Source organism: Acidovorax kalamii, from assembly GCF_002245625.1.
Taxonomy (GTDB): domain Bacteria; phylum Pseudomonadota; class Gammaproteobacteria; order Burkholderiales; family Burkholderiaceae_C; genus Acidovorax; species Acidovorax kalamii.
Genome location: NZ_NOIG01000001.1, coordinates 243376 through 257778, shown reverse-complemented (window position 1 = coordinate 257778; position 14403 = coordinate 243376). Strand labels below are relative to the sequence as shown.

The window sequence follows — 14403 nt, the reverse complement described above, 5'->3', positions numbered from 1 at the left end:
AGCGGGTTGCGCCGTGGGATGATAGCGGGCCAAGGCGCCTCACCCCGCTCATGTCCCAAGCCCTCACACTGTCATCCCTGCCCCTTTTCCCGCTGAACTCCGTGCTGTTCCCCGGTGGCGTGCTGGCGCTGCGCGTGTTCGAGGTGCGCTACCTGGACATGGTGCGCAAATGCCACCAGGCAGGTGCGCCGTTTGGCGTGGTCTCCCTCACCCACGGCCACGAAGTGCGCCAGGCGGGCGCACCCGACGAGCGCTTCAACGACGTCGGCACCCTCGCGATCATCGAACAGCTGGATCACCCCCAGCCAGGCCTGATCACCCTACTGTGCCGCGCCAGCCAACGTTTTCGCATCACCCAGCGCCATCATCTACCCCACGGCCTGTGGACTGCAGACGTAGACCACGTAGACTCCGACCTCCCGGTACCCGTCCCGGGCGACCTCAAGAAGGCCGCCACCGCACTTGCACAGGTGCTGCACACACTCCGGCAGCGCGACCCCGAAACCCCCAGCGCCATAATGCCCACCGAAGCACAACTGGACGATTGCAGCTGGGTGTCCAACCGCTGGTGCGAACTGTTGCCCGTACCTCTGGAACTCAAGCAGCGCCTAATGGAACTCGACAACCCTCTGGTGCGGCTGGAGTTGGTGGGGGATGTGTTGGAGAGGACGGGAATTGCGCCCTTCCAATAAATATTAGTAGTAGATGCTCTCCTCTTGCACCTTTTTGCGCGGCATCCTGAAGTGGCCACGTCGCGCCAAACAGCTTTTCGTACTTGCGCTAGATTTCTGCATGAGCTTACTCGCTATGTGGATCGCCTTTACGCTAAGACTAGATACACCGCATACGCCTCAGGGAATGCAATGGTTAGTCTACGCAATGGCCCCCTTGCTTGCACTGCCCCTGTTCGTGACCCGAGGGCTATATCGTGCAATTTTTCGCTATACCGGAATCAGAGTACTTCTAGTCACAGCAAAAGCTGTTGCCTGGTACGGTGCACTGCTAATGACCGTTCTTTTTATCGTGGGCTGGGATGATATTCCTCGCAGTGTCGGCTTACTGCAACCGTTGATTTTTCTTCTGTTGGTGGGAGCCAGCCGTGCGCTTGGATGGTTATGGCTCACCCACGGCACAGCAAGGCCAACACATCGCTTGTTAATCTATGGTGCAGGAAGTGCAGGTGCCCAAACCGCAGCCGGCATTGCCGCAATCTCGCAGAGCCAATTGTTAGGCTTTGTTGATGATGACCCTAAGAAAATAGGACGCAGCATTAATGGATTGCATGTTTATGCACCCAAACAACTGCCTGACCTCGTTTACAAGCAACGCGTAACCGATATCCTGCTGGCGATACCTAGCGTCACCAGGAAAAGGCGTCATCAAATTATCGAAAGCGTGCGGCAACTACCAGTGCACATTCGGACCCTACCTGGGCTTTCAGATTTGGCAAGTGGCCGTGTGACTTTAACAGATTTCCAAGAGTTGGGAATTGAGGATTTGCTAGGTCGTGAGCCCATCGCGTCCGACTCTGACCTTATAGGACCGCACTTGATTGGCCAAATAGTAATGGTAACTGGTGCGGGCGGAAGCATAGGCAGCGAACTTTGTCGAAAGATTACTTTCGAACACCCCGATACATTACTTCTGATTGACCATAGCGAATATGCCCTGTACACCATTCACCAAGAACTTCTTGAACTAAAGAAAAAAAAATTACACAACTGCACGCTAATACCCTTGCTAGCAAACGTCTGCAGCGAAGATCGCATGAAATCGGTCTTTCACACACACAAGCCCCACTCAATTTACCACGCAGCCGCATATAAACATGTACCAATGGTGGAAAGCAATGCAGGCGAAGGAATTTTAAATAATGTTTTCGGATCGTTAAATTTGGTGCATCTTGCAATCAAAAACGACATCAAAAATTTTGTCCTTGTCTCAACAGATAAAGCCGTAAGACCCACCAACATTATGGGTGCTAGCAAGCGGGTAGCCGAGCAAATTTTGCAGGCAATTTCAGCATCTGATCAAATGCCATTTAATGCTAGCACCCCCAGGACAGCGCAACAAATGCCATGGCGTTGTACCACGCGATTTTCAATCGTCCGCTTTGGAAATGTTTTGGGATCCAGCGGTAGCGTTATACCATTATTCCGGCAGCAAATTTCTGCAGGAGGACCAATAACAGTTACCCATCCCGAGGTGACTCGCTACTTCATGACCATTTCCGAAGCAGCACAATTGGTACTTAAAGCAGGCGCGATGGCAGAGGGCGGGGATCTGTTTTTGCTCGATATGGGGGCGCCTCTTCGCATTGAGCAGTTGGCTCGACGAATGGTGGCATTATCAGGACTAACAGTCAAGGATAAAATGCATCCAAGTGGAGATATAGAGATAATTTTCACCGGCTTACGACCCGGCGAAAAACTATATGAAGAACTACTAATAAGCGATCAGCCCTTTCCCACTGCACACCCCAGAATTCTTCGTGCGCGAGAAGAATATAAACCTTGGAATGAATTATCCCCCCTTCTTTTAGATCTCAAAGAAGCCGCAAGATCCAACAACACAGATAAAATCAAACAAATCCTACAAAAAATGGTTCCCGGTTACACATCGCAACAACAAAATCATCAGGACGAGAAAAAGTGAGCAAAGAAATCAAAAAAATTGCCATCATAGGACTCGGATACGTTGGATTACCACTTGCCATTGAATTCGGGAAAAAGAGAAATGTAATGGGCTTCGACATTAACACCCATCGCATTGAAAGATTAAAAAAAGGTCAGGATGACACGCTGGAAGTGACCCCATCACAGCTAAACCAATCCATCTATCTTCAATTCTCTGACAGCGAAGAGGATCTAAGCGGCCATCAAATATTTATCATTACCGTTCCAACACCAGTTGACTCAGCCAATCGCCCCGACCTTTCCGCACTTAAAAAAGCAAGCGAAACAGTGGGACGCCAAATGAGTCCGGGTGCAATCGTCATATATGAGTCTACCGTTTTCCCCGGCGCAACAGAGGAAATTTGCGTTCCGATTCTAGAAAAAACGTCAGGACTCCAATTTAATCGAGATTTTTTTTGTGGATACAGCCCTGAGCGAATTAATCCAGGCGACAAAATAAATACACTCACGAAAATCAAAAAAATCACGAGCGGAAGCACTGCAGAAGCAGCCAAAGAAATCGATGAATTATATCTCTCCATAATAAGCGCAGGAACCCACCAAGCGCCCACCATCAGGGTTGCCGAGGCGGCAAAAGTAATTGAAAATACGCAAAGAGATTTAAATATCGCACTCATCAACGAGCTATCTGTAATATTTTCACGCCTCAACATTGACACACTGGACGTTTTAGAGGCCGCTGGTAGCAAATGGAATTTTCTGCCCTTTCGCCCAGGCTTGGTAGGAGGGCATTGCATCGGAGTAGACCCTTATTATTTGACGCACAAGGCCGAGTCGGTGGGTTACAATCCACAAGTTATTCTTGCGGGCCGCCGCATCAACGACAACATGGCGCGCTATGTTGCGCGCAATACTATCAAGCTCATGTTGCATAACAGCCTAGACGTACCGCGTTGCAGAGTGGGGGTGATGGGAATCACTTTCAAAGAAAATTGTCCAGACATCCGCAACAGTAAAGTAGCGGATATGGTGCGTGAGTTCAAGGAGTGGGGAGTTGAGGTTGTTTTGACAGATGCCTGGGCCAATGCTGAAGAAGTAAGACACGAGTATGGGTTGGAATTAGGCACTATCGATACCTCCCATCCGGTAGACGCTCTGGTTGTCGCGGTAGGCCACAGTGAGTATCGAGAAGCCAAATTGCAAGACCTTCGCGCAATATGCCGTGGTAAAAATCCAGTGCTTGCTGACGTAAAGAGTCTGTACGACCGTCATGCAGCCGAAGCCCTTGGTTTTACCGTGTTCCGATTGTGAGTTCCAACATGAGCCCCCCCTCGATCACTGACCGCAAGATCCGCTTCGCCCTCGTGGGCTGCGGCCGCATCTCCAAGAACCATTTCGACTCCATCCGCCAGCACGCCGACCGTGCCGAGCTGGTGGATGTCTGCGACATCGATCCCGCAGCCCTGGAGCGCGCCGTCCAGGCCACGGGCGCCGTCGGGCATGCCAGCCTCTCGGCCCTGCTGCAGAAGACCACGGCCGACTGCGTCATCCTGACCACGCCCAGCGGCATCCATCCGCAGCAGGCCATCGAGGTGGCCCGTACCGGCCGCCACGTGCTCAGCGAGAAGCCCATGGCCACCAAGTGGGAGGACGGCCTGCGCATGGTGCGCGCCTGCGAGGAGGTCGGCGTGCGTCTCTTTGTCGTCAAGCAGAACCGTAAGAACGCCACGTTGCAGCTGCTCAAGCGGGCCGTGAGCCAGAAGCGCTTCGGCCAGATCTACATGGTGACGCTCAACGTCTTCTGGCAGCGGCCTCAGGCGGGTTACTACGACCAAGCCAAGTGGCGTGGCACCTGGGAGCTCGACGGTGGCGCCTTCATGAACCAGGCCAGCCACTACGTGGACCTGCTGGAGTGGCTGATCGGCCCCATCGACTCCCTGCATGCCTACACGGCCACGCTGGCGCGCGACATCGAGGCCGAGGACAGCGGCGTGCTCAGCGTGCGCTGGCGCAACGGCGCCCTGGGCTCGCTCAACTGCACCATGCTGACCTACCCCAAGAACCTCGAGGGCTCCATCACCATCCTGGGTGAGCAAGGTACGGTGCGCGTGGGCGGTGTGGCCGTCAACGAAATCCAGGAGTGGCAATTCGCAGACAGCCGTCCCGAAGATGAACAGATCAAGGCGGCCAGCTATGAGACCACCAGTGTCTACGGCTTCGGTCACCCCTTGTACTACGACAATGTGATCAAGACCTTGCGCGGCGAAGCCGAAGCCGACGTCGACGGCCGCGAAGGCCTGAAATCGCTGGAGGTGCTGATTGCGGCATACCGCTCGGCGCGCGACGGCGTGCGCGTGGGCCTGCCGCTGGAGTTGTGATGGGCGCGAACTACACCGTCCATCCCTCGGCCATCGTCGACGAAGGCGCGCAGATCGGCGAAGGCTGCCGTATCTGGCACTGGGTGCATATCTGTGCCGGTGCGCGCATCGGCCGCGCCTGCTCCTTCGGCCAGAACGTTTTCGTCGGCAACGACGTGGTCATTGGCAACAACGTCAAGGTCCAGAACAACGTCAGCGTCTACGACGCCGTCACGCTGGAGGACGACGTGTTCTGCGGTCCCAGCATGGTGTTTACCAACGTCTACAACCCGCGCAGCGCAGTCATCCGCAAGGATGAGTACCGGCGTACCCTGATCCGGCGCGGCGTGACGTTGGGTGCCAATTCCACCATCGTCTGCGGTGTGACGGTCGGCGAATACGCCTTTGTTGGTGCGGGCGCCGTGGTCAACTACGATGTGCCTGATTACGCCCTGATGGTGGGCGTGCCTGCGCGCCAGATCGGCTGGATGAGCCAGCACGGCGAACGGCTGAACCTGCCACTGAACGGAAATGCCGAGACTGTCTGCGAGCAGACGGGTAAGCGCTACGAGCTGCGCGACGGCCGCTGCCGTCTCGTGGGCTGAAAACAGAACAGGGACCTCATGGAATTCATTGACCTCAAGAGCCAGTACCAGCGGCTCAAGCCTCAGATCGACGCAGCGGTCCAGCGCGTGATGGAACATGGCCAGTTCATCCTTGGCCCTGAAGTGGCCGAGCTGGAGGAAAAGCTGGTCGCCTACACGGGTGCCAAGTACTGCATCAGCGTGGCCAACGGAACGGATGCGTTGCAGATTGCGCTGATGGTGCTGGGCGTGGGGCCGGGTGACGAAGTCATCACCCCGGGCTTCACCTACATCGCCACCGCCGAGACCGTGGCGCTGCTGCGCGCCAAGCCGGTGTACGTGGACATTGACGCTCGCACCTACAACCTCGATCCGGCCTTGCTCGAAGCCGCTATCACGCCACGCACCAAGGCCATCATCCCGGTCAGTCTCTACGGCCAGTGCGCTGATTTCGACGCCATCAATGCCATCGCGGGGCGCCACGGCATCCCTGTCATTGAAGATGCTGCGCAGAGTTTCGGTGCCAGCTACAAGGGGCGCAAGAGCTGCAACCTCAGCACCATCGCCTGTGCGAGCTTCTTTCCGAGCAAGCCGTTGGGTTGCTACGGCGATGGTGGCGCCATCTTTACGAGCGACGACGAACTGGCCAAGGTCATGCGTCAGATCGCACGCCACGGCCAGGATCGCCGCTACCATCACGTGCGCGTTGGGGTAAACAGCCGCCTCGACACGCTGCAGGCCGCCATACTGTTGCCCAAGTTGGCAGTGCTGGACGAGGAGCTTGCGCAACGCCAGGACGTCACCGCGCGTTATGCCCGGTTGCTAGGGGAGGTTGGGCTGAAAACCATACCGGTGATCGAGTCCCACAACGTTAGTGCTTGGGCTCAATACACCATCCAAGTGACCAAGCGCGATATCGTGCAGAAGCATCTGGGCGAAGCCGGGGTACCGACAGCCGTGCACTACCCGATTCCTCTGAACGGGCAGCCGGCCGTGGCAGATGCTCAAGCCCGGTTGCCCGTGGGGGATGCGGTTGCGCAGCGGGTACTCAGTCTGCCCATGAGCCCGTACCTGACTGAGGCGGACCAGTCCCGGGTGGTCGCTGCGCTCAAGGAAGCTGAGGCGGCGTGATGGGGGTCGAGTGTCTGCTTTGAACAAGCCTCAAGTCATTATTCTAGGTGCTGGCAAGCCTTTTTCGGGCGAGCGTCCGTCGGCACTGGTCGAGGCGCCCTGGACCAGTCGTCGCGTGCTGGACTGGTTGCTCGACGCATTCGCCGTACTGGGCGAGGCCGAGTTCCATTTCGTGGGCGGCTACCGGCTCGAAGAAGTGGTGGCGCGGTATCCCAATATCTATTTTTCTGTCAATCCGGAGTGGAAGCGCAGTGGCGCGGTGGGCTCGCTGCTGTCGGCGCCGCTGGATACTGGGCGCGCAGCCTACGTTTGCTACGCTGATACCGTGTTTTCGCCAGAGGTGGTGTCGGCGCTTGAAGCTGACACCACCGACATCGCGCTGTGCATCGATCGGCAATGGCGTGTGCGTTACGAAGGTCGTTCAGCCGAGGATCTGGCGCGGGCGGAAAAGATATCCGTGCATTCTGATGGAAGCATGGAACTCGGGCGGCGGATTGATCCGGCCGTCGCAGACGGTGAGCTGGTCGGTGTGTTCCGTTTCTCGGCGCACGCCGTCATGGCGGTCAAGGAGCTGGGACGGGAGCTTGCCGACAGCGACTTCGGCCGCGGCGACATGCCGAGCCTCTTCAGCCGGCTGGCGTCGCGCGGCCTGAGCGTCGGCATGGTCGAGAACCCGGGGCGCTGGGCCGAACTGAACGCACCGCAGGATCTGGCGCGCTTCGTGCTGGGCACCAAGGCGGAGACGCTGGAGCGGCTGCGTCCTCTCGTGCAGGCCAGCCGCATCGGCGAGCAGATATGCTTTACCGCTGACGACTGGCGCCGCGACGGTGGCGCCGTCATCGCGGCGACCCAGCAGAAATTCGGTGCGACTTCCGTCGTGGTGCGCAGCAGCGCGCAGTCCGAGGATGGTTGGGCAGCCTCCAACGCTGGCGGTTACGAAAGTGTGCTCAACGTGCCGGCGCAGGACACGGCACGCATCACGGAGGCGGTGGGCCGCGTCATCGCCAGTTACGGCCGCGGCGATCCGCAGGACCAGGTGCTGGTGCAGGCTATGCTTCGCGGCGTGCTGCTCAGCGGCGTTGCTTTTACGCGCACGTTGACCCATGGTGCGCCGTACTACGTCATCAATTACGATGACAGCAGCTCACGGACCGACAGCGTCACGTCCGGCAACGGCCGCAGGCTGCGCACTCTGTTTGTCCAGCGCAGCTGTCGCTCCGGCGTGGACCGGCTCGATCCGCGCATCGCGGCCGTCCTCGACGCCATCGCGGAGCTGGAAGACCTGGTGGGACACACCTCACTGGACATCGAATTCGCTCTGGATCGCGATGGTGTTGTGCACGTTCTGCAACTGCGGCCCATCGCCGTGCGGCACGGCCTGTCCAATGTATCGGACGAGCACGTCGAGTCGGCGCTGGCGCAGGCCGCGGCCTGGTTTGCCGGTGCGCGTGAACGCGGCAGCCGCCTGCTAGGTGAGCGCATGCTGTTCGGCGTCATGAGCGACTGGAATCCAGCCGAGATCGTCGGCACCAAGCCGCGGCGCCTGGCCATGTCGCTGTACCGGCACCTTATCACCGACGAGGTCTGGGCCACCCAGCGCGCTGATTACGGCTATCGCGACGTGCGTCCTTGCCCGCTCATCGTGAACTTCGCTGGTCATCCTTATGTGGACATCCGCGCCAGTTTTAACTCCTTCGTGCCAGCCGCTCTGGACGAGGGGCTGGCGACCCGGCTGGTCGAGCACTATCTGCAGCGTCTGGCCCAGCGTCCGGAACTGCACGACAAGGTCGAGTTCGAAGTGGCCTTCACCTGCCTGACTTTCGATTTCGAGGAGCGAGCCCGCGAAAGGCTGGGCCCGGCCGGCTTTTCGGCAGCCGACATGGCTGCGCTGGGCTCGGCCCTGCGCGAGGTGACGCGTCAGGGGATGGCGCGTATCGAGTCCGATTATGCCGTGATCGCCGAGCTCGACCGCCGCCATGAGCAGCTGCTGCAGCGGCGCTTGGCGCCGCTGGATCTGGCTTTCGAACTTTTCGAGGATTGCCGCCGCTTCGGCACCCTGCCATTTGCCCATCTGGCGCGCAGCGCCTTTGTGGCCGTCAGCCTGCTGCGTTCACTCGAGCGTGTCGGCGTGACCACGGGTCAGGACACCAGCGCATTTCTGGCCTCGCTGGCGTCCGTGACCCGCGCCTTCGAGATCGACGGCTCACGCGTGCACGCCGGTGCACTGGGGCGCGATGCGTTTACTGCGCGTTATGGCCATTTGCGTCCCGGCACCTACGAGATCACCTCGGATGCCTACGCAGACGATCCACAGCGCTATCTTGAGCCCATGATCAAGCCGCATGCGTCGGCCGGGCAGCCTTATGCATGGTCGCCCGAGGCGCGTGTGCGCATCGAGACCCTGCTTCATCAGCATGGGCTCGAACCTGATGTCGATGCCTTCGAGCGTTTTCTGCGCCGTGCCATCGAAGGCCGGGAGTACGCCAAGTTCATGTTCAGCCGTAATCTCAGCGCCGGCTTGACGGCCTTGGCGTCCGCGGGGGCGCATTACGGCCTGGACCGCGAAGCCGTCTCGCATCTGGATATCGCTGATCTCTACAAGTTGCGCGTCGGCGCGCATCCTACCGACGTGGCGGGCTGGCTTGCGGCACGCGCCGAGGAAGGGGCGGCCGAACACGAGCTGACGCGGGCAATAGAGCTCCCGCCGCTGATAGCCGAGGCGGGCGATTTCACCTGCTTCGAGCGTCCTGCGAGCGAACCCAATTTCGTCAGCCAAGGCAGGGTCGCGGCCGAAGTGGCCGTGCTGGCCGATGGCGAAGCCAGTACCTCGGTCGAGTTGAAGGGCAAGGTGGTGGCCATCCCGCGTGCCGACCCTGGCTATGACTGGTTGTTCGCGCACGGCATCGGCGGGCTGGTCACGCAGTACGGCGGCGCCAATTCGCACATGGCGATCCGCGCTGCCGAACTCGGCCTGCCGGCCGCCATCGGCGTGGGCGAAGCACTGTTTGAGCGCCTGGCCGCCGCCCGGCTCATCGTGCTTGACTGCGCGGTGCGCAGAATCGAGATACAGGCCTGATCATGAAACGCATCGGATTGACCCAGCGCTCGCACGCCGTACAAGGTTACGCCGAACGGCGCGACATGTTGGACCAGCGCTGGGCCGCGTTGATTGAGCGCCTGGGCGGCTGCCCGCTGCCGCTGTCCAACAGCGTGGGGGATGTCGACGCCTATCTGGACGCGCTGAATCTGGATGCGCTGATCCTCACCGGCGGCAACGACCTGTCGATGCTCCCCGATGCGGCCGACGTCGCCCCGGAGCGCGATCGTTTCGAGGCCGAGGCCTATCGCCACTTTCTGCAGCGAGGCAAACCGGTGCTCGGGGTCTGCCGCGGTGCGCAGATGATCAACCACCTGGCCGGAGGCCGCCTGGTGCGGGTGTCCGGGCATGTCGGGACACGTCATGACCTGGTCTGGGCCGATGCGTCGCCGGCCTACTGGGAGCGGCCGGCCGAGGTCAACAGCTATCACGGCTGGGCTATCCCCGCAGACGGCCTGGCGTCCGGCATGGAGGCATTGGCCTGGGCGCGCGACGGCACGGTGGAAGCGTTCCGGGCTCCCCAGGCGCGGATCGATGCCATCGTCTGGCATCCCGAGCGCGAGACCGAACTGGGACCGGCCACCCTGGTCTTCCTGTCCGCGGCGCTGGGTCTGACTTCTTCTCGATGAACCCATGAAATGGATGTGCAGCAATGAGTAGTAGCCCACAGATCGCATACATCAGACGCCCGCTTTCCGCCCTGAAACAGGTTGCGCGTCATGTCATGGTGGCCGTCGCTTCGTGGTTGCACAGGCTGGGGGTCTTTTTCCTGGTGTCCGCGCGCCGGCTGGTACGACTGACCGAGCGCCACACCATTGACACGACGTCTGACCGCTTCGTCATGGAGCTGCCCGAGCTGCATCGCAAGATCAGGCGGGAACTGGCGATGCAGCGCCGCGATTACGACAGTTATTCCTATTTCCACGGCTACCCTTACCAGGCCCTAGCGATCCTCGACGTCTTCGGCGAGCGCGGAACGGAAGAGCGTTTCGATGCCTACGGCCTGGCTGACCTGGTGCGTCCCGAAGATCGCCTGCTGGATATCGGTTGCAACTGCGGCTTCATGGCGCTCTACGCGGCGTTTCGCACGGGGTGCCGCGCCGACGGCATCGATATCAATCCCTACATGATCCGCATCGGTCAGCATTGCACCGAATTCCTCCAGCTGCAGGACCGGGTCAAGCTCGTGGCCCAGCCTTTCCAGGACTACCGGCCTGCGCAGGTCTACACGGTCGTGCTTTCGTTCGCGACGCACTGGACAGACGACCGAAACTACCGCGTGCGTCTGCAGGACCATCTGCTGCGTATCCACGGCATGATGGCCAATGGCGGTCTGTTGGTCTTCGAGTCGCATTCTGCGGATGTCGGCAATGCCGAGTTCTATGCCGCGCTCGAGGAGATGCGTGCGCATTTCTCGTGGGAAGGCCGGCGGCTGATGGCCAAGGGCACGCGCGAGCTCTATCTGATGCGCCGTCTTGCTGCGTGAGCGCTGATCGTCGCAATCGACGCATGACCACCGAAGGAGTCTGAAGTGAAAGCCTTGATACTCGCTGCCGGCCAGGGCACCCGGCTGCGCCCCCTGACGGATGATCGTCCCAAGTGCTTGGTCGAGCTCGCTGGCAAGAACCTGCTGGAGCGGCAGGCCACAGTGCTGCGTCGCGCGGGCGTTCAGGACCTGACAGTGGTCTCCGGTTACCGTGCTGATCAGATCGCCGCCCGCGGTTTCGCCACGCACGTGAATCCCCGCTATGCCTCGACCAATATGGTTGCGACCTTGTTCAGCGCCGCGGACCTCATGGTGGACGGACAGGATTTGCTGATCTGCTACGGCGACATCGTCTACGAAGGGCGGGTGTTGTCGTCCCTGCTTGCGGTCGATGCGCCGGTCACGGTGATGATTGACCGGCAGTGGCTGCGCTACTGGCGCCTGCGCCTGGACGATCCGCTGACCGACGCCGAGACGCTCAAGCTCGGCCCGGGCGGACGTCTGCGCGAACTGGGGAAGAAGCCGCGCGATTACGGCGAGATCGAAGGCCAGTACATGGGTCTGATCAAGATCCGCGCCGACCATGTGGCGAAGTTCAAGCAGGTCTACGCATCGATGGACCGCGCCGCGACGTACGATGGCAAGGACTTCGACAATATGTACATGACCAGTTTCATCCAGTACCTGATCGATCACGCCTGGGACGTCCGCGTGGCCGAGACTGACAATGGCTGGCTGGAGGTTGACAGCGTCAGCGATCTTCAACGGTACGAAGCCATGGCAATGGATGGCTCCCTGAAAACTTTTTTTAACTTGATGGAAACAGCATGATGGAGCCCCCCATTTTTCGCAAAGAACAGGCCTGCGCCATTTGCCACAAAACGGGAGTGGTCAGTGAGATCGATACCTACAAGTCGACCTGGTTTTTTTGTGGAAGCTGCGGGTGCTACTCCCGCGAGCAGAAAGATCGGTACCCATTTGAAGCCTTGGTCTCGGCACTTTTGCCACTGTTTCGTTGTGTCCCGAAGCTGAATGGTTTCTTGTCCTCGCTGGGCCGCAAAAAGCAGGGTGTCGATTTTTATCGGTATTACTCGGCACAGCTTGCATCGGGTGAGCGTGGTTCGTGGGCGGGACAGTCGGACATGGTGACGACGGAGCTGCGCGGTGCAGGGCTGTTACAGGACTGGTCTGGCAAGCGCGTGCTGGAGATCAGTGGAGAGCCGGGCTTCTTTGCGCAGGATCTGATGCAGGAGGGCGCGGACATCCGGGTCTCGGCTTTTGCGGATGATGTAGCGCGTGCGATGACGGAGCATCTTGGCGTTAAGACCCTGACGTACGATTTCAATACAGACGATATTGTTCGCAAAATCGAGTCAGAGGGTGGCGGTCCGTTCGATTACATTTTTGTACGCTACTCGATCGGGTTCTGCTTGGATGTCCCCGCTTTGATGCGCAGCTTGTCATCCCTTTTGACGCCCGGGGGGCTGCTCTACGTTTCCTTCAGTCCAGCATCTCGCGCAGTGTTGTTGCGCTGGATGTTTGATGACTACACCTATCTGCGACAGTACACAGAAGCCCACTTGACTGAGGCGGCCGTAGCAGCTGGCATGTTGCCGTGCGCCCGTTTCGATGAGGGATCCTTCCATTGGAATCGCGGCCCCTACAGTCTGCACTGGTCCTTGCGGCCTTTTGCCCGTCGCTATTTCGAGGCTGGAACCTTTTTCAAGACTGGGGGAGAGCAGGATGTTGTGCAGTGGCGTGTTGCCCTAGTCTATCGCAAGGGGTGAGTGTGTCCGTTTGTTCCTCAGGTATTGACGGGCCTAGCATCAAGCTGCTCGTGAGGATAGATGACTGGCTGTTGACGTTTCAAACGGGAGCCATCACGGATCTCGCGCGGGACCAGCGTTCAGATGCAGTCGTTGATCTGGAGCAGGTCGTGTACACCCAGGCGTGGCAGGAGCTAGCCCCAGAAACGGTACCTCGGCTGGACCGCCTGCGCAAAAAAATTGAGGTGGCGCACAAGTTGAGCCGTTATTACCTTCCCGATCTGTCCCGTCCGGCTGCAGCGACGCCGTTGTCGTTTGCAGCCATCCAGTGCTTGTCTGTTCTGCTCCTGAAGGCTGCCCTGGTCTGGCGCGATGCTCGGTACTTGAATTCGGCACTCAAGTTGATGGACGGGGTTCTGGAGCGAGATGATTGCGTCTTTTCGCAGGATGTGCGCTCTCTGGTGACCTCGACACTGAATGTCATGGTGCCTGAGGCTCCCTCTGCAGCATGAGAACGATACCCTTGGCTCTTCTGGTTTTTCGTGGCGGCTGCCCCGTCACGCAGGCCTATCTTGACTATTTGCGCCTGCACGGCATGCAGCCAGCGCTGATCCTGGCGGTGGACTATGTGGGTGAGGGGCCGCGGGCTCAACAGCTGCGCCGGCTGCTGGGCGAGCGCCTGGCCGCGCGCCTGCTCCGTCTGCGTCGCAATCGCGCTGCGCGCGTGCCGGCAGACCTGGCGGCCACGGTTCAGCAGGGTTGGCCGGTGAAACTGACGCCCGGTCGGGAGCCCGACTACGAAGTGGCGGCGGAGCGGGTGCTGCGTCTGACGGTGGACAGTTACGCGGATCCTCGGCTGCTGGACGCCATGCGCAATTGCGGGGTCCGGACGTTTCTCTACTGTTCTGGCGGTCGTGTGCCCGCGAGCCTGTTCCAGCAGGACTTCCGCATCCTGCACATCCATCCGGGCGTGGTGCCTTTCGTTCGAGGATCCGACGGTCTGCTCTGGTCCCTGCTGGCGCGTGGGCGCCCCGGGGCCAGCTGCTTCTACATGGATGCGGGCATCGATACCGGGCGGTTGATTGCCACCGCGGAGTTCGATCCGCCGCGTTGGCCCGGTCTGCGGGCGACGCCGGACAGTCTTTACCAGGCCCTGCTCTACTGCTATGACCCTCATCTGCGCGCCTCTTTGCTTGTGTCTCTGCTGGAGCGCCTGGCACCGGGGCAGGACCTCGCAGAACTGGAAGCCGCCGCACAGCCGCATGCGCCTGGCGGGCATTACTACACCATGCATCCGGAGCTGCGCGCACGTACGCTGGCTCGGCTGTGTCTGTGACGGCAGGCAG

General features: G+C 59.7%; 13 protein-coding genes. All 13 read left to right on the top strand.

The features are described from left to right. The first annotated feature begins 50 nt into the window (after window positions 1-50). The 13 genes from CBY09_RS01135 (at window position 51) to CBY09_RS01075 (ending at window position 14393) form a co-directional block, all read left to right on the top strand. Entirely contained in the window at window positions 51-692 is a 642-nt protein-coding gene (locus CBY09_RS01135; RefSeq protein ID WP_094285540.1) for an LON peptidase substrate-binding domain-containing protein, read from the top strand. A 13-nt stretch (window positions 693-705) separates the two neighbouring features. Beyond that, the gene (locus tag CBY09_RS01130) at window positions 706-2655 is read left to right on the top strand and encodes a polysaccharide biosynthesis protein (RefSeq protein WP_094285538.1); all 1950 of its coding nucleotides are present in this window, start codon (window positions 706-708) and stop codon (window positions 2653-2655) included. Next, on the top strand, window positions 2652-3947 hold the full coding sequence (locus CBY09_RS01125; protein WP_094285536.1) for a nucleotide sugar dehydrogenase: 1296 nt from the start codon (window positions 2652-2654) through the stop codon (window positions 3945-3947). Before CBY09_RS01130 ends, CBY09_RS01125 begins: the two co-directional genes overlap by 4 nt. A gap of 8 nt (window positions 3948-3955) precedes the next feature. Beyond that, window positions 3956-5014, top strand: a complete 1059-nt coding sequence (locus CBY09_RS01120; protein WP_094285534.1) for a Gfo/Idh/MocA family protein — start codon at window positions 3956-3958, stop codon at window positions 5012-5014. Then, the gene (locus CBY09_RS01115; protein ID WP_094285532.1) at window positions 5014-5598 is read left to right on the top strand and encodes an acyltransferase; all 585 of its coding nucleotides are present in this window, start codon (window positions 5014-5016) and stop codon (window positions 5596-5598) included. Before CBY09_RS01120 ends, CBY09_RS01115 begins: the two co-directional genes overlap by 1 nt. 18 nt (window positions 5599-5616) lie before the next feature. Further along, a complete protein-coding gene (locus CBY09_RS01110) occupies window positions 5617-6708 on the top strand; it encodes a DegT/DnrJ/EryC1/StrS family aminotransferase (protein WP_094285530.1) in 1092 nt (363 codons plus the stop codon). Between the two features lie 19 nt (window positions 6709-6727). Beyond that, a complete protein-coding gene (locus tag CBY09_RS01105; RefSeq protein WP_133066218.1) occupies window positions 6728-9784 on the top strand; it encodes a PEP/pyruvate-binding domain-containing protein in 3057 nt (1018 codons plus the stop codon). A 2-nt stretch (window positions 9785-9786) separates the two neighbouring features. Beyond that, complete coding sequence (locus CBY09_RS01100; RefSeq protein ID WP_094285526.1) at window positions 9787-10434, top strand: gamma-glutamyl-gamma-aminobutyrate hydrolase family protein; 648 nt, start codon at window positions 9787-9789, stop codon at window positions 10432-10434. A gap of 23 nt (window positions 10435-10457) precedes the next feature. Beyond that, the gene (locus tag CBY09_RS01095) at window positions 10458-11291 is read left to right on the top strand and encodes an SAM-dependent methyltransferase (protein ID WP_094285524.1); all 834 of its coding nucleotides are present in this window, start codon (window positions 10458-10460) and stop codon (window positions 11289-11291) included. A 45-nt stretch (window positions 11292-11336) separates the two neighbouring features. Next, on the top strand, window positions 11337-12122 hold the full coding sequence (locus CBY09_RS01090) for a phosphocholine cytidylyltransferase family protein (RefSeq protein ID WP_094285522.1): 786 nt from the start codon (window positions 11337-11339) through the stop codon (window positions 12120-12122). Next, the gene (locus CBY09_RS01085) at window positions 12119-13078 is read left to right on the top strand and encodes a class I SAM-dependent methyltransferase (protein ID WP_094285520.1); all 960 of its coding nucleotides are present in this window, start codon (window positions 12119-12121) and stop codon (window positions 13076-13078) included. The genes CBY09_RS01090 and CBY09_RS01085 overlap by 4 nt, the downstream gene beginning before the upstream one ends. 71 nt (window positions 13079-13149) lie before the next feature. Then, entirely contained in the window at window positions 13150-13569 is a 420-nt protein-coding gene (locus tag CBY09_RS01080) for a hypothetical protein (protein WP_133066217.1), read from the top strand. A gap of 11 nt (window positions 13570-13580) precedes the next feature. Next, window positions 13581-14393 carry a formyl transferase gene (locus CBY09_RS01075; RefSeq protein WP_133066216.1) on the top strand — a complete coding sequence of 271 codons (813 nt, stop codon included), beginning with the start codon at window positions 13581-13583 and terminating at the stop codon, window positions 14391-14393. Window positions 14394-14403 lie beyond the last annotated feature (10 nt).

What these genes read in the sequence shown, in the direction of transcription:
- CBY09_RS01120 (WP_094285534.1), top strand. Translation starts at nt 3,956, where the DNA reads ATGAGCCCCCCCTCGATCACTGACCGCAAGATCCGCTTCGCCCTCGTG.
- CBY09_RS01115 (WP_094285532.1), top strand. Translation starts at nt 5,014, where the DNA reads ATGGGCGCGAACTACACCGTCCATCCCTCGGCCATCGTCGACGAAGGC.
- CBY09_RS01135 (WP_094285540.1), top strand. Translation starts at nt 51, where the DNA reads ATGTCCCAAGCCCTCACACTGTCATCCCTGCCCCTTTTCCCGCTGAAC.
- CBY09_RS01085 (WP_094285520.1), top strand. Translation starts at nt 12,119, where the DNA reads ATGATGGAGCCCCCCATTTTTCGCAAAGAACAGGCCTGCGCCATTTGC.
- CBY09_RS01110 (WP_094285530.1), top strand. Translation starts at nt 5,617, where the DNA reads ATGGAATTCATTGACCTCAAGAGCCAGTACCAGCGGCTCAAGCCTCAG.
- CBY09_RS01100 (WP_094285526.1), top strand. Translation starts at nt 9,787, where the DNA reads ATGAAACGCATCGGATTGACCCAGCGCTCGCACGCCGTACAAGGTTAC.
- CBY09_RS01095 (WP_094285524.1), top strand. Translation starts at nt 10,458, where the DNA reads ATGAGTAGTAGCCCACAGATCGCATACATCAGACGCCCGCTTTCCGCC.
- CBY09_RS01130 (WP_094285538.1), top strand. Translation starts at nt 706, where the DNA reads ATGCTCTCCTCTTGCACCTTTTTGCGCGGCATCCTGAAGTGGCCACGT.